The 21335-nt window shown below is 62.9% G+C and carries 20 protein-coding genes; 11 read left to right on the forward strand and 9 right to left on the reverse strand.

What is annotated here, in order from left to right; all coding sequences use genetic code 11:
• Positions 1 to 49: 49 nt before the first annotated feature.
• On the forward strand, positions 50 to 1027 hold the full coding sequence (locus HNE_RS13785) for an NAD(P)H-dependent flavin oxidoreductase (RefSeq protein WP_011647762.1): 978 nt from the start codon (positions 50 to 52) through the stop codon (positions 1025 to 1027).
• Positions 1028 to 1074: 47 nt separating this feature from the next.
• On the opposite strand, the gene HNE_RS13790 is transcribed toward HNE_RS13785, so the two are convergent.
• The 3 genes from HNE_RS13790 to HNE_RS18130 all read right to left on the reverse strand — a co-directional run bounded on the left by HNE_RS13790 (position 1075) and on the right by HNE_RS18130 (position 4347).
• Positions 1075 to 2079 carry a magnesium transporter CorA family protein gene (locus HNE_RS13790; protein ID WP_011647763.1) on the reverse strand — a complete coding sequence of 335 codons (1005 nt, stop codon included), beginning with the start codon at positions 2077 to 2079 and terminating at the stop codon, positions 1075 to 1077.
• A gap of 66 nt (positions 2080 to 2145) precedes the next feature.
• Positions 2146 to 3327 (reverse strand): PQQ-dependent sugar dehydrogenase, encoded by a 1182-nt coding sequence (locus HNE_RS13795; RefSeq protein WP_011647764.1) that lies wholly within the window; start codon positions 3325 to 3327, stop codon positions 2146 to 2148.
• A gap of 24 nt (positions 3328 to 3351) precedes the next feature.
• Entirely contained in the window at positions 3352 to 4347 is a 996-nt protein-coding gene (locus HNE_RS18130; protein ID WP_011647765.1) for an NAD(P)-dependent oxidoreductase, read from the reverse strand.
• Between the two features lie 39 nt (positions 4348 to 4386).
• Here HNE_RS18130 and HNE_RS18615 point away from each other — a divergent pair, with 39 nt between their 5' ends.
• Genes HNE_RS18615 through HNE_RS13815 form a run of 3 tightly spaced genes read left to right on the forward strand, consistent with a single transcriptional unit; the run spans position 4387 to position 7320 of the window.
• Positions 4387 to 4764: a TIGR02301 family protein gene (locus tag HNE_RS18615; RefSeq protein ID WP_148205897.1), complete on the forward strand. Its 378-nt coding sequence runs from the start codon at positions 4387 to 4389 to the stop codon at positions 4762 to 4764.
• Entirely contained in the window at positions 4761 to 6671 is a 1911-nt protein-coding gene (locus HNE_RS13810) for a gamma-glutamyltransferase family protein (RefSeq protein WP_011647767.1), read from the forward strand. The genes HNE_RS18615 and HNE_RS13810 overlap by 4 nt, the downstream gene beginning before the upstream one ends.
• A complete protein-coding gene (locus HNE_RS13815; RefSeq protein ID WP_011647768.1) occupies positions 6661 to 7320 on the forward strand; it encodes a uracil-DNA glycosylase in 660 nt (219 codons plus the stop codon). The genes HNE_RS13810 and HNE_RS13815 overlap by 11 nt, the downstream gene beginning before the upstream one ends.
• Here the strand turns inward: HNE_RS13815 and HNE_RS13820 are convergent.
• Complete coding sequence (locus tag HNE_RS13820; RefSeq protein WP_011647769.1) at positions 7317 to 7955, reverse strand: TetR/AcrR family transcriptional regulator; 639 nt, start codon at positions 7953 to 7955, stop codon at positions 7317 to 7319. The two genes, HNE_RS13815 and HNE_RS13820, sit on opposite strands and share 4 nt — an antisense overlap.
• Before the next feature lie 120 nt (positions 7956 to 8075).
• On the opposite strand from HNE_RS13820, the gene HNE_RS13825 reads away from it, so the two are divergent.
• The 4 genes from HNE_RS13825 (at position 8076) to HNE_RS13840 (ending at position 12760) form a co-directional block, all read left to right on the forward strand.
• On the forward strand, positions 8076 to 9068 hold the full coding sequence (locus HNE_RS13825; protein WP_049755271.1) for a phosphotransferase family protein: 993 nt from the start codon (positions 8076 to 8078) through the stop codon (positions 9066 to 9068).
• Between the two features lie 43 nt (positions 9069 to 9111).
• Positions 9112 to 10338 (forward strand): acyl-CoA dehydrogenase family protein, encoded by a 1227-nt coding sequence (locus HNE_RS13830; RefSeq protein WP_011647771.1) that lies wholly within the window; start codon positions 9112 to 9114, stop codon positions 10336 to 10338.
• Positions 10339 to 10362: 24 nt separating this feature from the next.
• A complete protein-coding gene (locus HNE_RS13835; protein ID WP_011647772.1) occupies positions 10363 to 11406 on the forward strand; it encodes an alcohol dehydrogenase family protein in 1044 nt (347 codons plus the stop codon).
• A gap of 91 nt (positions 11407 to 11497) precedes the next feature.
• Positions 11498 to 12760, forward strand: coding sequence for a cytochrome P450 (locus HNE_RS13840; RefSeq protein WP_011647773.1), 1263 nt, complete (start codon positions 11498 to 11500; stop codon positions 12758 to 12760).
• A gap of 66 nt (positions 12761 to 12826) precedes the next feature.
• Here HNE_RS13840 and HNE_RS13845 read toward each other — a convergent pair whose 3' ends face one another.
• Genes HNE_RS13845 through dapA form a run of 3 tightly spaced genes read right to left on the reverse strand, consistent with a single transcriptional unit; the run spans position 12827 to position 14797 of the window.
• Positions 12827 to 13393, reverse strand: coding sequence for an NIF family HAD-type phosphatase (locus HNE_RS13845; protein WP_198022934.1), 567 nt, complete (start codon positions 13391 to 13393; stop codon positions 12827 to 12829).
• Positions 13394 to 13420: 27 nt separating this feature from the next.
• Complete coding sequence (smpB, locus tag HNE_RS13850) at positions 13421 to 13906, reverse strand: SsrA-binding protein SmpB (RefSeq protein ID WP_011647775.1); 486 nt, start codon at positions 13904 to 13906, stop codon at positions 13421 to 13423.
• 9 nt (positions 13907 to 13915) lie between these two features.
• Complete coding sequence (gene dapA, locus HNE_RS13855) at positions 13916 to 14797, reverse strand: 4-hydroxy-tetrahydrodipicolinate synthase (RefSeq protein ID WP_011647776.1); 882 nt, start codon at positions 14795 to 14797, stop codon at positions 13916 to 13918.
• A gap of 101 nt (positions 14798 to 14898) precedes the next feature.
• Here dapA and HNE_RS13860 point away from each other — a divergent pair, with 101 nt between their 5' ends.
• Complete coding sequence (locus HNE_RS13860; RefSeq protein WP_011647777.1) at positions 14899 to 17091, forward strand: lytic transglycosylase domain-containing protein; 2193 nt, start codon at positions 14899 to 14901, stop codon at positions 17089 to 17091.
• Positions 17092 to 17948: 857 nt separating this feature from the next.
• On the opposite strand, the gene HNE_RS13865 is transcribed toward HNE_RS13860, so the two are convergent.
• Positions 17949 to 19385 (reverse strand): coniferyl aldehyde dehydrogenase, encoded by a 1437-nt coding sequence (locus tag HNE_RS13865; protein WP_011647779.1) that lies wholly within the window; start codon positions 19383 to 19385, stop codon positions 17949 to 17951.
• Positions 19386 to 19552: 167 nt separating this feature from the next.
• Here HNE_RS13865 and HNE_RS13870 point away from each other — a divergent pair, with 167 nt between their 5' ends.
• Both HNE_RS13870 and HNE_RS13875 read left to right on the forward strand, forming a co-directional pair.
• A complete protein-coding gene (locus tag HNE_RS13870; protein WP_011647780.1) occupies positions 19553 to 20353 on the forward strand; it encodes an enoyl-CoA hydratase/isomerase in 801 nt (266 codons plus the stop codon).
• A gap of 98 nt (positions 20354 to 20451) precedes the next feature.
• Positions 20452 to 20940, forward strand: a complete 489-nt coding sequence (locus HNE_RS13875) for a DUF3291 domain-containing protein (protein ID WP_011647781.1) — start codon at positions 20452 to 20454, stop codon at positions 20938 to 20940.
• Positions 20941 to 20942: 2 nt separating this feature from the next.
• Here the strand turns inward: HNE_RS13875 and HNE_RS13880 are convergent, their stop codons facing one another.
• Positions 20943 to 21320, reverse strand: coding sequence for a TfoX/Sxy family protein (locus HNE_RS13880; RefSeq protein WP_011647782.1), 378 nt, complete (start codon positions 21318 to 21320; stop codon positions 20943 to 20945).
• Positions 21321 to 21335: the final 15 nt, after the last annotated feature.

Here is a 21335-nt window from a genome sequence, read left to right on the forward strand (position 1 = left end):
GGTCTACCGGTCTGGATCATGAATTCGCTTGGATAAAAGGGACTTAGAGATGGCTATCAAGACACGCCTGACTGACCTGCTGAAAACGCAGCACCCGATCATGCTCGCAGGCATGGGCGGGGTTTCTTATGCAGAAGTCTGCGCAGCCATGTGTAATGCCGGTGGCTATGGTGTTCTCGGCATGGCGGGCACATCGCCCCAATTCATCGCCGAACAGATGAAAAAAGTGCGTCAGCTGACCGACAAACCGTTCGGGGTGGACCTGCTCGCCGCAAGCCCGGAAAGCCTCGAAGAGTCTGTGGACGTCATCATCAATGGCGGCGCCGATTCGTTCATCGCCGGCCTCGGCGTCCCGATGCCGATCATGGACCGTCTGAAGAAAGCGGGCCTGAAAGTCATGGTTGTCGGCGGCGCGGTAAAGCACGCCATCAAGGCTGAACAGGCCGGCTGCGACGCGGTGATTCTCCAGGGCGGCGAAGGCGGCGGCCATACCGGCCTCGTCGGCACGATGCCCCTGGTCGCCCAGGCGGTCGAAGCGGTCAAAATCCCCGTCATCGCCGCAGGCGGCATCTATGATGGCCGCGGCCTTGCCGCCTCGCTTGCCCTCGGCGCGCAGGGCGTCTGGATGGGCACACGCTTCATCGCGTCCGCCGAAGCCCACGCCGCCGGCATGTACAAGGACGCCGTCGTCACCGCCGGCGATACCGACACCACCCGCACCCGCTGCTATTCCGGCAAGCCGATGCGCTGCCGCACCAATGATTACATCGATGACTGGGAAAGCCGTCCGCAGGACATCAAACCCTTCCCGTTCCAGGCAATCCACTCCACCCAGACCGGCGTTATCGGCGGCATTGGTGGGATCACGGACGAAGCCAAACTCTCGATGGACAAGTCCTGCTTCGCTATGGGCCAGTCGGCCGGCGGTGTGAAGGAAGTCAAACCGGTCGCCGAAATCGTCGCCGACATCATGCGCGACGCCGAAGCGACCATCACCCGCATGGCGGGCCTGCGCGTCACCGCCTGAGACGTCGAGACATGCGGGGCGGGCTCATGCCTGCCCCGCGCTTCACGTTACAGCCAGCCCCGCCATTTGAAGAACTGGTAGGGCACGACCGCCGAGAGAACCATCAGGCAGAGCGCCAACGGATACCCCACCGGCCAGGACAGCTCCGGCATCACCTCGAAATTCATTCCGTAGATCGAGGCAATCAGCGTCGGCGGCAGGAACACAACCGCCGCCACCGAGAAAATCTTGATGATGCCCGTCTGCTCGATATTGATCATGCCAAGCGTGGCATCCAGCAGAAAGTTGATCTTCTGTGTAAGGAAGCTCGTGTGGTCGCTCAGCGATTGCACGTCTCGCGTCAGCGTGCGCAACCGTCCTTCATACTCCTTGCCCGGCTTGCGGCTGACGGCAATTTCGGTTCCGAATGCCAGCAACCGCTGAAACGAAATCAGGCTCTCACGCACCTTCGAGAGAAGGTCACCCTTTCGGCCAATCTGTTCGAGGACGGACTGATAGTTGCGGGGCCGGGCCTTGTTCCGCTTCGACACCTTCTCCGCCACCGCCCCGTCCACAAGTGGCGCCTTGATGGCAAAGATGTTGTCAGACAGCGCGTCCAGCTCATGCCCCGTCCGCTCCAGAACATCCCCGATCCGCTCGATCAGCCCATCCAGCAACCCCGCCACAACCCCATCGGCGGTATAGGTTGCGCCCTTCTGGCAGCGCGCGATGAACGCATCGATGGAACGCGGCTCGGCATAGCGCACCGTTATCAGCTGCTCGCCCTTGAGGATGAAGGTGATCGGTGACAGCAGCACATTGTCGCCATCGGTATGCGAGAGCATCATCGTGGTCATGAACGTCGCCCCCTCCTCCGTATAGAGACGGCTGGAGACTTCAATCTCGCTCATTTCCTCGATGGTGGGCACATCAATGCCAAGCGCGCGCTCGATCGCGGTTTCTTCATCCTTGCTCGGCCGCAGGATGTCGACCCAGACCGCCGTGTCGAGATGCTCGAGCGTTTCGCCCGAGAGAACGAAGCGATGCTCGGAATTGGTAAACGTGCGGATCATGGGCGGCCCCGGAAAACGGTCCGCCCATGTCTGCGTAAAGTCGCCTTACTTGGCAACAGGTGAGGCTTATTCAGCCGGTGTCAGCCGGATCAGCCGCCCGCCTTCTTCATCTTCCAGCACATAGATCGCCCCGTCCGGCCCTTCCTCGACCTCGCGGATACGCTTGTCCCAGCTGTAGCGCCCACCTTCGGCAGCGCCGCCGCCTTCCTCTTCAAGCTCCACGCGGATAAGCGCCTTGGAGGAAAGCCCCCCGATAAAGGCGTTGCCGTTCCAGTCCGGAAACACGCCGCCATAATAGATGTCGAGCCCCGCCGGGCTGATCGCCGGCACCCAATAGGCCGCAGGCGCGGCAAATTCAGGGCGCGTATCATGGTCGGGAATGGGGCGGCCATCATAATGATCGCCGTTGGAAACTTCCGGATACCCGTAATTCTCCCCCGCCACGATCAGGTTCAGCTCATCGCCATGCGCTGGCCCCATCTCCTGCACCCACAGGCGCCCGGTATTGTCAAAGTCGATGCCCAGCGGGTTGCGATGCCCCAGGGTCCACACCTCTGCAGCCACCCCGCCCTGATCGGCAAACGGATTATCTTCCGGTACGCTGCCATCCAGATTGAGGCGCACGACCTTGCCAAGATTGCCGCTCATATCCTGCGCAGGCGTGAACTTCTGGCGCTCACCCGACGTGATAAAGAGATAGCCATCGGGTGAGACGGCCATGCGGTGGCCATAATGCCCGTTATCTTTCACTTTCGGATTCTGGCGCCAGATAACCTTCCGGTCACTGATCGTTCCGCCATCCTCGGTCAGGCTCAGCGTGGCGATCTCCACTGCCGCGCCAGACAGGGAATCGTCGTCATCGTCGCGCTCGACATAGGAGAGGTACACTTCGCCCGTCTCGGCAAACGCCGGATGCAGGATAATATCGCCGAGGCCGCCCTGGCCGCGCATCATGACATCCGGCCCGCCGGTGATCTCTCCGGCATTGCTGCCATCGGTGCCCACCAGCCAGATATCTCCGGCCTGTTCAGTCACCACAGCGCGGCCATCGGGCAGGAATGTCATCGCCCAGGGATTGTCGAAAAACTCAAGCGGCGTCGCTTTCAGCTTCACGCCATCGCTGCCCGTCACGATGAAACTGCCGTCGCTCCCTGCCGGGGCCGCAGTTTCGGAATTCTCAGTCGCGCAGGCTGTGAGGGTCAGGGCTGCCGCGATGGCGGCTGCGGAAACCAGCTTGAATTGTGTCATATCACTCACTCCTCTGCATCCGGATCAACCGGCCAGGAAGGCCGAGCGATCAACGAGATGTTTCATGGGTTCATTGTCCAGATAGAGCTGGAGGTTGGCAAGGAAAGTCTCGTCGCCGCGCGCAACTGTGCCCGGCGTATCGGAGCTGTCGTGCGGCGTGATCACGATTTTGTGATGTTTCCAGAGCGCGCTGTCTTCGGGCAAAGGCTCCGTTTTGGTCACATCCAGCGCGGCAAAGGCTGGCCTGCCAGCGTCCAGCGCCGCCATCAAAGCGTCCTCATCCACCAGCGCGCCGCGCCCGAGGTTGAGAAACAGCGCGTCCGGGTTCATCGCCGCAAAGAACGCCGCGTCCGCCATGCCTTCGGTCTCCGGCGTGTGCGGCGGGCACAGCAAGACGACATCGGCGCCGGGCAATTCCGCCATCAGCGTATCGGGCGCCACAACACGGGCTGCGCCGCCTGCCGGCCCCGGCGTGCGGCGCATGCCGGTCACCACCCCGCCCAGCGCGCTCACACGCTTGCCAACCGCCTGCCCGATCGAGCCATAGCCAACGATCAGCCAGCGCGAGCCCTGCATTTCCCGCACAGCAATCCGCTTCCATTCCCCCCGCGCCTGATTGGCCCGGTGGCCCGGCCCGTCCCGGAAGAAGTCCATCGCCTGCCAGATCGCCCATTCGGCCATCGATTCGGCCTGGGTATGGTTGGTCGTATAGCGCTTCGATTTCTGCCCGATGGCCACCAGGGCCGGGTTCTCGATGCCGGCAGCCGCAGACTGGAACCAGTCAAAATCGGGGCTTTTCAGGATTGCCGTCATGAATTCCCGCACAGACGGGGAATAGAAGGCGTCAATATTGCCAAAGGCGAGGTCCACCGCCGGCGCCTCCTTGAGCGCCTCCGAGGTCCAGGCATCATGGAACCGGGCCGCATCATCAACGGTCACGATATTCAGAGCGGCGTTCAGCCCCTTGAGCCGGGGCGCGATGCGCGCGAATGTCCGCGCATGAAGAAGAAGTGTTTTCATGCCCTCCTGCTTAGCTTGGCCCTTGGCGCCAGCACAAGCATGATGCCCGCCCTGCCGCAGGGAAACCTGCCGGTGCGGGGCCCCGATTATTTTCGCGACGCCGCCGATCTGGCCGGTGTGCTGGGCGGCGCCCATGCCATCCGCGTGCTCTGCAATGGCAATGAAGACCAGTATTGGCGCCGCTATATGGCCGACCTTCTGACCACTGAGGCGCCAGAGCCTGGCAATCTGCGCTCGTCCCTCGTCTCTTCCTTCAACGAAACCTATAGCCAGACCGCCGATCAGTTCCGCATCTGCGATGGCCGCGCCGTAGAGGCTGAGGCCCGCTATGCGCGCCGGGGCGAGGAAATCGCCGGGCGCCTGGCCACACACTATTTTCCAAAAGATACCCGCCGCGGCGGAGGAGGATTCGAATGAAATACGCTTTGCTGACCGGCGCCGCCTGCGCGCTCGCCCTTGCCGCCTGCGCCCAGACGCCCGAGCCTGCGCCCCAGGCGCTGGAACCCGCGCCTGTCACCGCCGCGCCGGAAACCACCCCGGCTGCGCGCGAGAATGCAGCCTTCCCGATGACCGGCCAGCGCCCTGAAAGCGGCCGCCCCATCGCCACCCGCTCGGCCGTCGTCGCCCCCAACGGCGCCGCCGCCACAGCCCACCCCCTCGCCACGCAAACTGCTCTGGATGTGCTCAAGGCCGGCGGCACGGCCGTTGACGCCGCCATCGCCGCCAACGCCATGCTCGGCCTTGTCGAGCCCACCGGCAACGGCATCGGCGGCGATCTCTATGCCATCGTCTGGGACCCTGAAACAGAGCAGCTCTACGGCTATAACGGCTCGGGCCGCTCGGCGATGGATGCCACGCTTGAAGATGCCCAGGCCAAGGCCGATCAGTTCAAGGACGGCAAATCCCTCCCTTCCTACGGCGCCATCACCGTCACCGTGCCGGGCACGGTCGATGGCTGGTTCGCCCTGCATGAAAAATTCGGCCAGCGTCCGATGGCGGACAATCTCGCCCCGGCCGTAAAATATGCCCGCGAGGGCGCGCCGATCCCGGAGATGATCGCCTGGTACTGGTCGCGCGGCCCGCTGCGCTTTGAGCCCGCCTTCGAGCGCGGCGAGCTGGAAGAATTCGCCAACGCCAAGAAAACCTATTTTGACCCCACCCCTGTCGCGGGCTCCCTCTTTAAAAATCCCGACCTTGCCAACACGCTGGAGACGATCGGAAAAAAGGGCCGCGACGAATTCTATAAAGGCGTCATGGCCAAAGACATGGCGGCCTATTTCAGCCGCATCGGCGGCAAGCTCGATTATGATGATTTCAACGCCCATACCGGCGACTGGGTTGAGCCGATCTGCGTCGAATACCGCAGCGAAGTGAAAGTCTGCGAGCTTGGCCCCAACACGCAAGGCGTCGCCGCCCTCCAGATGCTGGAAATGCTTGAGCGCTTTGATCTCAAATCCATGGGCTTCGGTTCGCCCGATGCCGTCACCGCCATGGTCGAGGCCAAGCGCCTCGCCTTCGCTGACCGCGCGCTCGGCTATGCAGACCCCGCTTTCTCCGGCATCGACCCGTCGATCTTCGTTGCCCCCGGCTATAACGCCAAACGCGCCGAAGCCATCGACGTCACCCGCGCCATGCCGGAAGTCGCTCCGGGCACGGAGATCACAGACGCGGCCCTGCGCGACGGCGACACCACCTACCTCACCGTCACCGACAAGGACGGCATGATGGTGTCCCTCATCCAGTCCAACTATCGCGGCATGGGCTCGGGCCTCGTTGCCGATGGCATGGGCTTCATGTTCCAGGACCGGGGCGAATTGTTCAGTCTTGATGCGAACCACCCCAACGTCTTCGCCCCCGGCAAGCGCCCCTTCCACACGATCATTCCGGCCTTCGCCTTCCGCAAGGATCTCCCCGGCTGCCAGACCGCCGCCACCGCGCCGGATCTCGCCTGCCCGTATGAGCCCTGGCTCAGCTTCGGCCTCATGGGCGGCGCCACCCAGCCCCAGGGCCATGTCCAGATCATCACCAACCTGATCGACTTTGACATGGGCCTCCAGGAAGCGGGCGACGCGGCCCGCTGGGAACATGATGGCGGCTGCGAGCCCACCAATGCCCTCGGCGACGACTGCGATACCGGCACCGGCACCGTCATGCTCGAACGCGGCCTGGCGGGCATTGCCGATGAACTGGAATCCCGCGGCTACGACGTCGCCTGCTGCGAAGCCAATTATGGCGGCTACCAGGCCATCATGCGCGACTTCCGCTCCGGCGCCTGGATCGCCGCCACCGAAATGCGCAAAGACGGCAACGCGGATGGGTACTAAACCTGCCGCGGCCCCCGAAGCCCCTCGCGACTGCCCCCTCTGCCCGCGCCTCGTGGCATATCGCGAAGCCGTGCGCGCCAAAGAGCCCAGCTGGTTCAACGGCGCCGTCCCAAGTTTCGGCAAGGACGATGCGCAGCTCCTCATCGTCGGCCTCGCGCCCGGCGTTACAGGCGCCAACCGCACCGGCCGTCCGTTCACCGGCGACTGGGCCGGCGATCTCCTCTATGCCACCCTCGACAAATTCGGCTTCAGCAAAGGCAAATTCGCCGCCGACCCGAATGACGGCCTCGTCCTCACCGGCGCGATGATCACCAACGCCGTGCGCTGCGTGCCCCCGGAAAACAAACCCGTCGGCGCCGAGATCAACCAGTGCCGCCCCTTCCTCGAAGCGCGCATCGCAGCCCTGCCGAAACTGAAAGTCATCCTGTGCCTGGGTAAGATCAGTCACGATTCCACCCTGCGCGCTCTCGGCCTGAAAGTCGCCGCCCATCCATTCGGACACGGAACAAAATACGAAGTCGAGGCAAACGGCAAACCCGTCACGCTCCTCTCCTCCTATCACTGCTCCCGCTACAACACGAACACCGGCCGCCTGACGCCCGAAATGTTCGAAACCGTCTTCGCAGAGGCCCGCCGCATCCTGAACTAATCCGCCCGCACGATCGCCACCATCGTGGTCACCAGATGTTCCAGTGTCGCCGGCCGCGACCAGGTCGGATGCGCCCGGCTCGTATCAGCCAGCCGCGCCTCCCGCGCCGCCAGCACGGAGCCCAGATACGACTCCAGAAACACGATCCGCTCGGTCTGTTTCGCCCGCGGCAAATGCCCCATGAACCCGCGCAACTGCTCCAGGCACCGCTTGAAGCCTGAATTCCACTGCCCGCCCAGCGCCTCCATGAACAACGCCCGATGCGTCATCGAGAACAGCACAACGAAACGGTTGTAACACTCCTCCTCGCCATCGGGCGTAATGTCGACCGATGGGTAAACCATGATACCGGCCACCTCTTCGAGCGTCAGCGGTCTACCCACCCCTTCGAGCGCATCGAGCGCGGCATTGCGCCGGTCATTGATCAGCTTTGCGCCGTCCACGATCAGCGTGCGGATGAGGTCCGCCTTCGAGCCGAAATGATAGCCCACCGCGCCATGGTTGCGCTGCCCGGCGGCGGCGGCAATCTCGCGCACCGTCACCCCGTCCACGCCCCGCTCGGCAAACAGCTTCATCGCTGCGCGTTTGAGCGCCTCAACAGCATCACTTTCGGTTTTTTCGTGCAGGCGGACCATACGGCATGCTTGCAAAATGCCGGGCTTTCAGTCAATCATATTATCCAATTGATTTAAAAAAAGATCAAACGGGAGGAACAATTGAGCATTCCGGTAGACCTCACCGCCCTTGCCGCCTGGATGGATACCCAGCATCTCGGCGAAGGCCCCATCACCGAGGCCGCCCTCCTCGCCGGCGGCACGCAGAACATCCTCCTGAAGTTCACCCGCTCGGGCCGCGCCTATGTGCTGCGCCGCCCGCCCCCGGTGCTGCGCGCCAATTCCAACGAAACCATGCGCCGCGAAGCCCGCATGCTCGCCGCCCTGAAGGGCACGAATGTCCCCCATCCCGGCCTGATTGCAGCGTGTCCGGATGAAACCATTCTCGGCGCCGCCTTCTATCTGATGGAACCCGTCGATGGCTACGCGCCCACCACCGGCCTGCCCGAACCCTTCCTCTCATCCCCGGAGCTGCGCCACCAGATGGGCCTCTCCCTCGTCGATGGCATCGCCGCCCTGGGCGCGCAGGATTATCTCGCCCTCGGCCTGGAAGGTCTCGGCAAGGTCGATAATTATCTCGAACGCCAGGTCGGCCGCTGGAAAGCCCAGCTGGAAAGCTATGCCGACACTCCCGAATGGGATGGCCGCAAGGACCTGCCCGGCGTGAACCGCATCGGCGAGTGGCTCGAATCCCACCGCCCACAGAGTTTTCAGCCCGGCATCATCCATGGCGACTATCACCTCGGCAATGTCATGTACCTCTTCGACGCGCCCCGCCTCGCCGCCATCGTGGACTGGGAGCTGACCACCATCGGCGATCCGCTGCTCGATCTCGGCTGGCTGCTGGCAACCTGGCCGGACACTGCCGACAAATCGAGTGCCGGCACAGTCGCCGTCCAGCCTTGGGAAGGCTTTCCGTCAGCGGATGAACTCGTCGCCCATTATGCAAAACAGACGACGCGCGATCTCTCCGGTATTCACTGGTATGGCGTGCTCGCTTGCTACAAGCTCGGCATCATCCTGGAAGGCACTTATGCGCGCGCCTGCGCCGGCAAGGCGCCCAAGGCCACCGGAGACGATCTCCACCGCCGCACCATCTGGCTGCTCGAACGCGCCCTGCGCTGGATCAGCTAAGCCTCCTCAAGACACGCGAAACACAAAAAACAGGAACACCCTCATGCAGTTCGATCACAGCCCGAAAACGCAAGACCTCATCAACCGCCTCGAAGCCTTCTTCGACAAGCATGTCTACCCGACCGAGCAGGACCATTACGACTGGAACCATAATCCGGCAAATCTCTGGAAGCGCTGGCCCGGCATCGACAAGATCAAGGAACACGCCAAGGCCGAAGGCCTGTGGAACCTCTTCTTGCCGCATGAGTATGGCGAGTTCAGCCCCGGCCTGACCAATCTGGAATATGCCCCGCTGGCGGAAATCATGGGCCGCGTGCCCCACTCTTCAGAATTCTTCAACTGCTCGGCGCCCGACACCGGCAATATGGAAGTCCTCGCCAAGTTCGGCTCTCCGGCCCAGCAGGAGCGCTGGCTGAAGCCGCTTCTGGCCGGCGAAATCCGCTCAGCCTATGTGATGACAGAGCCGCAGGTTGCCTCCTCCGACGCCACCAATCTGGAACTCACCATCCTTCCGGATGGGGACGATTACGTCATCAATGGCCGCAAATGGTGGATCTCCGGCGCGATGAACCCCAATTGCAAGATCTGGATCGTCATGGGCAAGACCCTGCTGGATAATCCGCGCCATCAGCAGCATTCGCAAATCCTGGTCGAGCCCGGCACGCCCGGCATCACCATCGTGCGCAACCAGACCGTCTTCGGCTCTCACAATTCCCCCGGCGGCGAGTGCGAGCTGCGCTTTGAAAATGTCCGCGTGCCCAAGGAAAACCTCATCCTCGGCGAAGGCCGCGGCTTTGAAATTGCCCAGGGCCGCCTCGGCCCCGGCCGCATCCACCATTGCATGCGCTCCATCGGCCAGGCCCAGCGCGCGCTGGAAATCATGTCGCGCCGCGTCGAAAACCGCGTCGCCTTCGGCAAGAAGATTTCCGATCAGTCCTCCATCCGCCAGGATGTCGCCAAGAGCTTCTGCGAAATCGAGATGGCCCGCCTGCTTACCCTGAAGGCCGCCGACGCGATGGACCGCCATGGCAACAAGGGCGCCAAGGATCTCATCGCCGCCATCAAGGTCATCGCGCCGCAAATGGCCCAGACCGTGTGCGACCGTGCCATCCAGGCCCATGGCGGCATGGGCGTCAGCGACGACACCCCCATCGCCAGCTTCTTCACCCTCAACCGTTTCCTGCGCATCGCAGATGGTCCGGACGAAGTCCACATGTCCCAGCTCGGCAAGCTGAAAATCCAGGAATATAACGCCCTTCCGGTCCGCTGATCTGTCCGCTCAAGGAGAAACGCCATGAAAGCTCTCGTTTATCGCGGCCCGCGCGACATCGCCTTTGAAACGATGAAAGACCCCGACCTGCACGATGACCGCGACGCGATCATCAAGGTCGACAAATGCGCCATCTGCGGCAGCGACCTGCACATCTATCATGGCGAAACCTTCTCCGAGGACACCGGCTATTGTGTCGGCCATGAAGCCGTCGGCGAGGTGGTCGAAATCGGCCGCGGCGTGCGCCAGCTGAAAGTGGGCGACAAGGTGATGATCTCGGCGGCGGTCGGGTGCGGCCAGTGCCGCGCCTGTCTCGCCGGGGTCGTCAACCGCTGCGAATTCAATGCCGGCAGCTGCTATGGCCTCTCGGCAAAACTGCAAGGCTGCCAGGCCGAAGCCGTCCGTGTCCCCGCCGCTGACTTCAACGCCCAGAAGATCCCAGACGGCATCAGCCTCGACCAGGCCCTGATGATGACCGACGCCCTCGCCACCGCCTGGTTCGGCGCGCGCAACGCGGATATTCAGCGCGGCGCCACCGTCGCCGTCGTCGGCCTCGGCCCCATCGGTCTATTGGCTGCGGAAGCCGCCTTCATCATGGGCGCCTCCCGCGTCTTCGGTATCGACCTTGTGGAGGAACGCCGCGCGGCGGGCCGCGCCATCGGCCTTGAAACGCCAGACCCGGCGGATGCCCGCGCCATCATCCAGGAGGCCACAAAGGGCCGCATGTGCGACAGCGTCATCGAAGCGGTCGGCCACTCGGCCACCATCCGCGCCGCCCTCGGCCTTTCGGGCAAGCGCGCCACGGTCTCGGTCGTCGGCGTCGCTCAGGACCGCACCTTCGACTTCCCGATGTCAAAAGCCTTCGGCATGGGCCTCACCTTCCGTATCGGGACATGTTCGGTCCCCCAGGAATGGCCCGAGCTGATCCCGCTCGTCCAATCCGGCCGCATCAAGCCGGAAAAATACATCACTCACACCCTCCCCCTGTCAGACGGCGCCCGCGCCTACGACATCTTCGACAAACGCACCGAAGGCGCGATGAAGATGGTGTTTGACCTGACGCTTTGATCCCGGCGCCAACAAAATCTCACCAAACATTGCCAGACCGGCCCCTTCATGTTCAGTAGTGATAACTATCGAACATGAAGGGGCTGCGCCCATGCCAGACATCGCATCGCTCACAAGTCTGGAATCCCTCGGTTTCACCGGTGGCCGTGACAGCTTCCGCGCCTTCTGCGCCCGCGTCTTTGCTGATGACGCCCCCCGCCTCCTGCGCACGGAAGCGGGCGAGCTTGTCGTTTTCCGCCATGGCGATCTGCGCGCGTTCGGCGCCCTGCCGGAGGTCGGCGCCCTGCCGCCCGGCGTCATGTTTCCCGGCCTCCACCAGCTTCCCCCCGGCGCGCCGCTCCCGCCGGGCGGGGGCATCGGCGGCGTCATCTCCCATCAGGTGTTCACCGCAAATCCGCCCATCCACATGCCGGTGCGCCTCACCCTGCTGCGTCAGTTAAGCCCCAAACAGGCCGCGCTTCTGGAGCCGGTTGCACGCAATGTCGTGCAAGGTCTGCTCGACACCCTGAAACACCGGGACGAGATCGACCTTGTGGAAGACATCGCCGAGCGCCTCACCGCGCGCTTCTGGGGCGCCCTCATCGGCATGACCGAAACGGAAATGGCTGAAGCCGCGCTGGCCGTGCGCGACATGACAGCGATGTTCCTTATCCAGATGACGAGAGGCGATCTCCAAACAGCCGACACCGCAACCGCCACCTATGGCCGCCTCGTCGAAACCGCCGCCCTGCGCAGCCTTGCCGCCGGCACACATCCCTTCGTCACCGAGCTGGCCGCAGACCTCGCAAAGATCGAGGCACAGGATGATCCCGATGAAGCTGGAATCGTCCCGCCCAATGTGGGCAAGCTGCTGGCGGGCAATCTCGTCGACGGCTTCCACACAGCCGCCATCGGCGCGGTCAACACCCTCTTCGCCCTGCTGCAACACCCTGATACGTTCACGGAGGTTCTCGCCGCTCCGGAAAAACTTCCCGCCGTCATCATGGAGGCCCTGCGGCTGGAGCCGCCCGTCCTCTTCCTGAGGCGCTATATGCTGCGCGATCTCGATTATGCCGGCATCCACATTCCCAAAGGCACACAGGTGCTCATGCTATGGGCCGCGGGCAATCACGACCCCGCGGTCTTCCCCAAGCCCCAGATTTTCCGTCTGGACCGCGATCATCGCGGCATCACCACCTTCGGCGGCGGCGCGCATATCTGCCCCGGCCGCCACGTCGCGCTGATGCTCATCCGCCTGCTGCTGGAAGAAATCGCCGCACGCGGCCTCCGCCTCTCCTTCACCGATGCCCCTTATGCCTGGCTCGGCAACCATGCCATGAGCCAGCTCCCGCATATGCGTTTTAGGGTGGGGTAGCAGCATTAAAAAATGCAGACTGATTTACATAGGTAATGCTTGAGGTAGGGGCGGCATGCTAAAAACTCATTTCTCTGACTTTGGGATCAACGTGCGCCAGCGTCGTTTCTCGACCTTCCGAACGTTGTGGACATCACGAAGCGTTTCCAAATAACTCGCCAGGTGAGGTAATTCTTCGTCCTGGAGGCTTCCCTCGTAAGGTGCCGGATAAATGGCGTTTCCATAGTTCCGGATACATTTCTCCGGCGTATCATCTACGATCAGCACTCTTTCGAGAGGCCATCCTCTACGCCTAACTTTTGAAAGATCTTTGATGTAGAAAAAATGCTCGGGGTCATAGGCGTTCGCGACGTAGTCATCTGTGCAAGCTATGTGACGATACGTGGCACGGCTTCGTCCCCATACGAACTGAAGCGCGTCCAAGTTGGGAAAAATGTTTGCCACAACTGCTTTAACGTAATCGTCGCTTGCCGATGACCAAACTGCGAGATCGTACGTCGCCGACACCGCAGTCAGAAAATCATCAAGGTGCGGCCGCCGATAGACGTGGTAATGAGCAACCCTGAAATCTGCTGCGCGGTCCAGCGGTGTTGAACTTGCGTGGACGAGCGTTTCATCAAGATCAAGAATCAAAAGCGTTCGATCTCTTCGAGAACTCATCTACCCTGCCTTCATGATCCGCGCTTTATCCCGCGCCCAGTCGCGCTTGGCCTCATGCTCGCGCTTGTCATGCGCCTTGCGGCCCGTTGCGACGCCAATCAGCAGCTTCGCCCGGCCCTTGTCGTTGAAGTAAAGCTTCAGCGGCACAATCGTGCGCCCCGCCCGCTCCACCTCTTGGCTGAGCTTCGAGAGCTCCCGCCGCGACACCAGCAGCTTCCGCTTCCGGCGCGGCTCATGGTTGAAGCGGTTGGCCCCGCCATAAGTCTGGATCTCGGCATTGATCAGCCACAGCTCGCCCTGCTCGACCGACGCATAGGACTCGGCAATGTTCGCCCGCCCCTCGCGCAACGATTTCACTTCCGAGCCGACCAGCATGATGCCAGCCTCCAGCGTATCCTCCACGGAATACTCGCGCCGGGAGCGGCGGTTTTCCGCCACCAGCCCGTCGGTGCGCCCTTTGATCTGTTCGTTCTTCTTCGTAGCCATCGGCCCAATCTAGGTGTTCAGACCGGCCAGCGCCATGGCCGCGTCGATCATCGCTTCAGCGGCCGCATCTGGCGCCGTCAGCGGCAGGCGAACCTCCGGCCCGCACAGCCCCATCCGCGAGAGCGCATATTTCGCCGGCCCCGGCGAAGGTGAGCAGAACATCGCCCGGTGCAGGTTAATCAGCCGCCGCTCGATTGCCCGCGCGCTTTCCAGATCGCCGTCCTCAAACGCCAGATGCATCGCCGCGCAGAGCTCCGGCGCCACATTCGCGGTCACCGAGATACATCCCGCCCCGCCCATCGCCAGAAAACCCAGCGCCGAAGGGTCATCGCCCGAAAGCTGCACGAACTGTTCCTCGTCCCCGATCAGCGCCGAATGATAGCTCACCCGGTCCATGTCGCCGGTCGCGTCCTTGATGCCGACGATATTGGGCAGCCGCGCCAGGCGCGCCACGGTCTCCGGTTTCAGGTCCACCACCGTGCGGCTGGGCACATTATAAAGCACCACGGGCAGGGCGACGGCGTCATTGATCGCGCGAAAGTGTTCGAACAGGCCATCCTGATTGGGATTATTGTAATAGGGGCTCACCACCAGCGCCGCGTCTGCGCCTGCCGCCTTGGCATGGGCCACCAGGTCAATCGCTTCATCGGTGGAATTCGATCCCGCCCCGGCGATCACCGGCACGCGTCCTGCAGCCACCTCTACACAAAGCGAGACAACGCGCTTGTGCTCCTCGGTCGACAGCGTCGAGGTTTCCCCCGTCGTGCCGACCGGCACCAGCGCGGCCGATCCAGCCGCAATCTGCCGCTCGACCAGCGCCGCAAAGGCCGCCTCGTCGACAGCGCCATTCTTGAAGGGTGTTACAAGGGCTGGGATTGAGCCGTGAAACATTTTAACGTGCCGTATTCAGGGATTGGTTGGGATTGCGTGCTAGGCTCTGTCTCTGGACTTGTCACGCTTTGGCGCAGAAATAAACTTGGGTGAGCCGAACCATGCTCCGGATTTCCGCTGTTTTTGTGGCGATTTCTTTCCTTCTTACAGGCACTTCGGCCGCCTCCCGGCCCGAAGCGCCCAGCCTGAAGCCGCGCGCCGATTCTCCGGCCCCGCCACCGGCCCAGATGGCCGAAACCACCCCGGCGCCCGTCCTGCGCGCGCTCACCCCCGGCGTCATCCTGCCCGGCGCGGCCCCCGCTCAGCCTGGCGCTGCGCCCGTGCCCACGCCCGCCGCCAACGGCGCCCAGCTTCCGGCGGTCGCCCCCAGCGCCCTGACGGCTCAGCCGGTAAACCCCACCAGCGTCGCCCAGCTCAAAGCCGCCCTCTCCGCCATCGACCGCGGCGCATGGAGCGAAGTCACCCGCATCCAGTACGAAACGTCCGACCCCGCCGTGCGCGACATGATCCTCTGGAAGCGCGCCTCCGACGGCGTGCCCGGCACCACCTTTGACGAAATCAACTACGCCCTCACCACCCTCTCGACCTGGCCGCTGACCGACCGGATGCGCCGCCGCGCCGAGGAAATCATCGGCGACAGCAACCTCACCGCCGAGGCCAAGGTGAAATGGCTGGAGGAGTCCGGCCCCATCACCGGCGCCGGCAAGGTCGCCCTCGCCACCGCGCTGCGCCAGTCTGGCCAGGCCGCCAGGGCGCAGGAAGTCATCCGCGATGTCTGGCGCAACAACACGCTGGAATCGAGCGTCCAGCGCACGGTGCTCGCCAGCTGGGGCCAATCGCTCAGCCAGGACGATCACCGCGCCCGCGTCGATTTCCTCCTCTGGACCGGCCAACGCTCAGACGCCCAGGCCCTCAAGCCCCAGCTCACCGCCGACTATCGCAACCTCGTCGATGCCCGCATCGCCCTCTCCCAGCGCGCCCGCAATGTCGACGCCGCCATCGAGGCCGTGCCCGCTAATCTGCAAAACCATCCCGGCCTGCTGTATGAGCGCGCCAACTGGCGCCGCGCCAAGAATATGGACGACGCCGTCGCCCCGCTGCTCACCCAGATCAACGGCAAGGACGTGCCCGCTGCCGGGCGCGGCCGCCTCTGGGATGAGCGCGCCATCGCCATCCGCAATGATCTCAAGGCCCGCAACTATTCGCGTGCCTACGCGATGGCCGCCCCCCACGGCATGAGCGCGGGCGCAGACTTTGCCGAGGCCGAATGGCTCTCGGGCTGGATCGCCCTGCGCCTGAATGGCGACGCGACCCGCGGCCTCAAGCATTTCGAGACCATGACTAATGGCGTCGGCTCGCCCGTCAGCCTCACGCGGGGCCAGTACTGGACCGGCCGCGCGCGCGATGCGCTGGGCCAGTCAGACCAGGCAGCCCTCGCCTACAGCGCGGCGGCCGCCCACAAATACACTTATTACGGACAGCTTTCGGCCGAGCGGCTTGGCGACCGGACCATCAATTTCGGCCCCGCGATTGCTCCGGCCCCGGAAGAACTCGCCGCCTTCGATACAAACCCGATGGTCCGCGCGCTCCGCCTCATCGGCGCCACGGGGGAGATGGGTCTCTACCGCACCTTCTCCCACCATCTGGATGACATCCTCTCCACCCCGGCAGAGTTCGAGCTGCTGGCCCAGCTGAACCACCAGTATGACCAGCCCGACACCGCCGTGCGCGCGGGCAAGGCCGGTCTCTTCAAGGGCGTCCTCGCGCCGGACGCCGCCTATCCCATCCTGATGCACCCGCTCTCACGCCAGCCGGAAGTCGAACGCGCCTTCATCCTCGCCATCACGCGCCAGGAGAGCGAGTTCAACCCCAACGCCCGCAGCCCCGTCGGCGCCCTCGGCCTGATGCAGTTCATGCCATCAACCGCCCGCAACGAAGCCCGCCTGCGCGGCATGCCATACGAACAGTCCTGGCTGACGAATGACCCCGCCTACAACATGACGCTCGGCGGGCTCCATCTCGACACGTTGCTGAAGCAGTTCAACGGCAGCTACATCATGACGGCGGCCGCCTACAACGCCGGCCCCTCCCGCCCCAGCCAATGGGCCCGCGACTATGGCGACCCCCGCACCGGCCAGATCGACCCCGTCGACTGGGTCGAGTTCGTCCCCTTCTCCGAGACGCGCAACTACATCCAGCGCGTCCTGGAAAACATCCAGGTCTACCGCCACCGCATCTCCGGCGAAGAAGCCGACATCCAGATCACGGAAGACCTCAAACGCGGCCGCCGCTGACCGGAAGTGTCCCGGTTTGTCCAGATTTGTCCAAACCTGTCCGGAAGTGTCCGGGCCTGACGCTTGGAGTTCCGTTGGAGCTTCGTTGGAGTTTTCCGCAAAAAACTCCAACGGTGCAGCCCTCACCTGCCACTTCGCAGCAAGCACAACGCCTCTTACTCCTCTCCCGCTTGCGGGAGAGGAGGGACCCATTGCGCAGCAATGGGAGGTGAGGGCCGCCCGAAGGGCGCCTATCCACCATCATTTCCCCCAAACCTGTAGTCTCCCCGCGATTTCCAGAAATCTCATCCACCCCCTCCGGGAACGGATCTATACTCCCTCCCATGACACCCCAGATCGCCCGCCTCTATGCCCACGTATCGCCAATCTTCTGGCCATACCTCTGGTTACAGCTGCGCTGGATCTTCAAACGTCAGGATAAAGAACTCCGCACCCTCCTCATCTCGGTTAGCCGCTGGGGACAGGTCCACATCGTCCAGGTCGGCGACCATTGGCGTGCTTACAGAAAGCCCACGCCCGTGAAAGCGGGCTGGGGCGATCCCGTCTGGCAAAGCCACATATCTCCAAACCTAGTTGGAGTTTTTCTGGAGGAATCCTGCGCTGGTATACTCCCGTGCTTGCGGGGCTTCGAGGGATCAGAAATCGCATTGCGATTTCCCCGAGAAGGCTCCGAAGGGTCGGAGGGGGGAGCGGCAAGCACAATTCCCGACACCTCCTAGCCTAAAGCAACCCCACCGCATAAACACACCACCGGCCGTGCCCTAAACAACGCGCGTTCCGGCCGCCCCTGTTGCCTCAAACAAAAGCGCCGGCAGGTCTCCCCGCCGGCGCATCAGAATGTCTCGTCCTTACAAGGCCTATTTCTTCATCCGGCCTTTGACCTGCGCGCGATACTTGTCGCCATAAGGCGGGCGCATCATCGCCAGGATTTCATTCTTGGTCTGCGAATAGACCGCCTTCTTGTGGCTGAACTCCAGGAAGCCGTCGCGGCCATGATAGGAGCCCATACCTGACGGGCCAACCCCGCCAAAGGGCAGGTCTTCCTGCGCCACATGGAACACCACATCATTCACGGTCACGCCGCCCGAAGTGGTATTGTTCAGCACAAAGTCTTTCTCGCTCTGATCGTCCCCGAAATAGTAAAGCCCCAGCGGACGGTCATGCGCGTTGATATAGGCCACCGCGTCCTTGGCATCATTATAGGATTTGATCGGCAGGATCGGCCCGAAGATTTCGTCCTGCATCACCTTCATGTCGTCGGTCGGATCAATGATCAGTGTCGGCGCAATCTTGTGATAGGGCTGCTGGGAGAAGTTCTCGCCCTTCGGGTTGATCTCGATCACCTGCCCGCCCTTGGCGCGCGCATCCTCGATATAACCGGTGATCCGGTCAAAGTGGCGCTGGTTCACGATCGACGTATAATCGTCATTATCCTTCAGGCCGGACGCATACATCGTCTCAACCGCCTTGGTCGCCGCCATCACGAACTCCTGCGTCTTCTCCTTCGGGACAAACGCATAATCCGGGGCCAGACAGATTTGCCCGGCATTCAGCGTCTTGCCCGCCATGATCCGGCTTGCCGCCTTCTCAAGGTCAGCCGACCGGCCCAGAACAACCGGGCTTTTCCCGCCCAGCTCCAGGGTCAGCGGCACCAGATTGTCCGCCGCGGCCCGCATCACATGCTTGGCCACCGAAGTCGCGCCCGTGAAGAGAATGTGATCGAAGGCGAGCTTGGTGAATTCCGCGCCCACTTCCGGCCCGCCGGTAACGACAACGCACTCTTCCGGCGAATAGTATTTCGCGATCAGCTCCTTCATCAGCTCCGAGGTCGCCTCGGTGAATTCGGATGGCTTGATCATGCAGCGGTTGCCGGCCGCAAACACACCGGCCAGCGGCGTGAAGGTCAGGTTCACCGGGAAGTTCCAGGGGCTGATCACCCCGATCACGCCCTTGGGCTGGAACTGCAGCTCGGCCTTCGAGCCAAGCAGGCCAAGCGGAAACTCCACCTTGCGCTTCTCGGTCTTCATCCATTTGGCCACATGCGCCTTGGCATGCTTCAGCGCGCCGATGGAGCCGGCAATGTCGGTGAGGTTGGACTGGTCCTTCGAGCGATGCCCGAAATCAGCCCGCATCGCCTCGTTCAGCGCGTCGCCATGCGTGGCCAGGAGGTCGATGGACTTGTCGAGCCATTCGATCCGTTTCTGGACCGGCGGTATCCCGTCGCGCAGATGCGCCGCCTTCTGTTTCGCGAGCAGTGCGTTCATGCCGGTGCCCGGCGTGCCATCAAGGGCCATGTGCTGTTTCTCCCAATCCCGTCAGTGGTTGGTGAACATTGTAGCGCCTGTTCAGTATTTCCCCAATAGGCGCCGCAAAGCGCTTACCCGGCGTGAGGCGTTCCCGCCCGCGCTGCTTCGCTCTACAAGCAGGCCAGTAAGATCAGAACCATATGAGGGAGACGCCAATGGCGACGTACGAGAAGATTTCCTATGAGCGCAATGGCGACACCGCGATCATCGCCTTCAACGATGACAAGACGCTGAATGCCTGTGGCGTCGATACCGCCATCGAGCTGCTCCACGCCTTTGAAGTGGCCGCCAGTGAAGCGCGCTGCACGATCTTCACTGGCAAAGGCCGCGGCTTCTGCTCGGGCGCCAATCTCGGCGGCATGGGCTCTGGCCCGGAAATCGCCTATCCCGGCTCCAAGCCTGATGCCGGCAAGGCGCTGGATGCTTTCTACAATCCCCTCGTCACCGCCATCCGCGAACATCCCCACCCGGTCATCACCGCCGTCAACGGCGCCGCTGCCGGTGTCGGCTGCGCGCTCGGCCTGATGGGCGACCTCGTGATCGCCGGCAAAAGCGCCTACTTCCTCCAAGCCTTCCGCCGCATCGGCCTTGTGCCCGATGGTGGCTCGACCTGGCTGCTCGCCCGCACCATCGGCCGCGTCCGCGCCATGGAAATGGCTCTCCTCGGCGAAAAGGTTTCCGCCGACCAGGCGCTCGACTGGGGCCTCGTCAACCGCGTGGTGGATGACGCCGAACTGCTGCCGACCGCTCTGGAATTTGCCCAGAAACTCGCCTCCGGCCCGACGGTCGCCCTGGCGCTCACGCGCAAGATCATCTGGGACGCGAGCGAATCCGATTTCGGTTCTGCCCTGCACGGCGAGCGCGTCGCCCAGCGCACGGCAGGCCGCACGGACGACTTCAAAGAAGGCGTCAGCGCCTTCCTTCAGAAGCGCAAGGCCGAGTTCAAAGGCAAGTAACCTTCGATTGCCTTATTTTCTTGAGGTTCACCTTAAGGATTATTCAATATTGTCTCCATAGGGTTCTCAAAAGAGAGCCTTATGGGGACGAGATTTAGATGGATTTTCGACTGGTTCACTTCAATTGCGTACGGCCGCTGGGCGCTTTCGCGCTCGACAATCCGTATGTGATGACGTTCCTGTCGGTCCTGCCGCGCATCTTTGCCGATGCCGACAGTTTTGAAGGTCTGCACTTCCACAATCACGGCCTGCGCTGCCCCGATGGCAGCTGGCGATCCTACAATGATGCCTTTCCGTACCCGGAAGGATGGCGCGCGCCGGAAGTCTCGACCATGGCGGTCTGGCGTTCGCTCGAAGATCTCAAAGCCTTCACCTATAATGGACGAACCCACCCGCCCGGCATGCGCCGCCTCGGCCAGGAAATCGACCGCAGCGATGGCCCCGGCTTTGTGATGTGGTGGGCGCCGCGCGGCGAACGTTTCGCGCTTGAGGATGGCTTTCAACGCCTCCAGCACCTGCGCCAGAACGGATCGTCCGACTACGCCTTTTCTCTGGATCAACCAACCGCGCGTCCCGCCGTCGCCTGAACTCAATCTGATTTGGTTTTACGCTTCTTTGGCGGGCTTTTGGCCTTTGCCGCCCGCGCTGCGGTGAGCGCCCGCCTAGCCCACACCGTCGCCTCATCGGGATCATCCATCGCAGATGAGGGCAGACTGACATAGCCCAGATCAATAGGCTTGGCATCGCTTGAGCGGAGATAGAGGAACGGCGCGCCGCCTTCCGCCAGAAGATCAGCGCGTAGCGCCGGGTCCACTTTCACATAGATCTGGTCATCCGAGAGCAGAGCAAACATTACCCCGTCCTGATACACCCCGGCGCCACCGAACATTCGCCGGATGTTGATCGCCCCGGCGCCCGAGAGCAGTTCCAGCACAAATTCATGAAGGGGGTCGGGCGCCTTTGCCATGAAGTCTCAAGCGCC

This window comes from Hyphomonas neptunium ATCC 15444, assembly GCF_000013025.1.
Taxonomy (GTDB): domain Bacteria; phylum Pseudomonadota; class Alphaproteobacteria; order Caulobacterales; family Hyphomonadaceae; genus Hyphomonas; species Hyphomonas neptunia.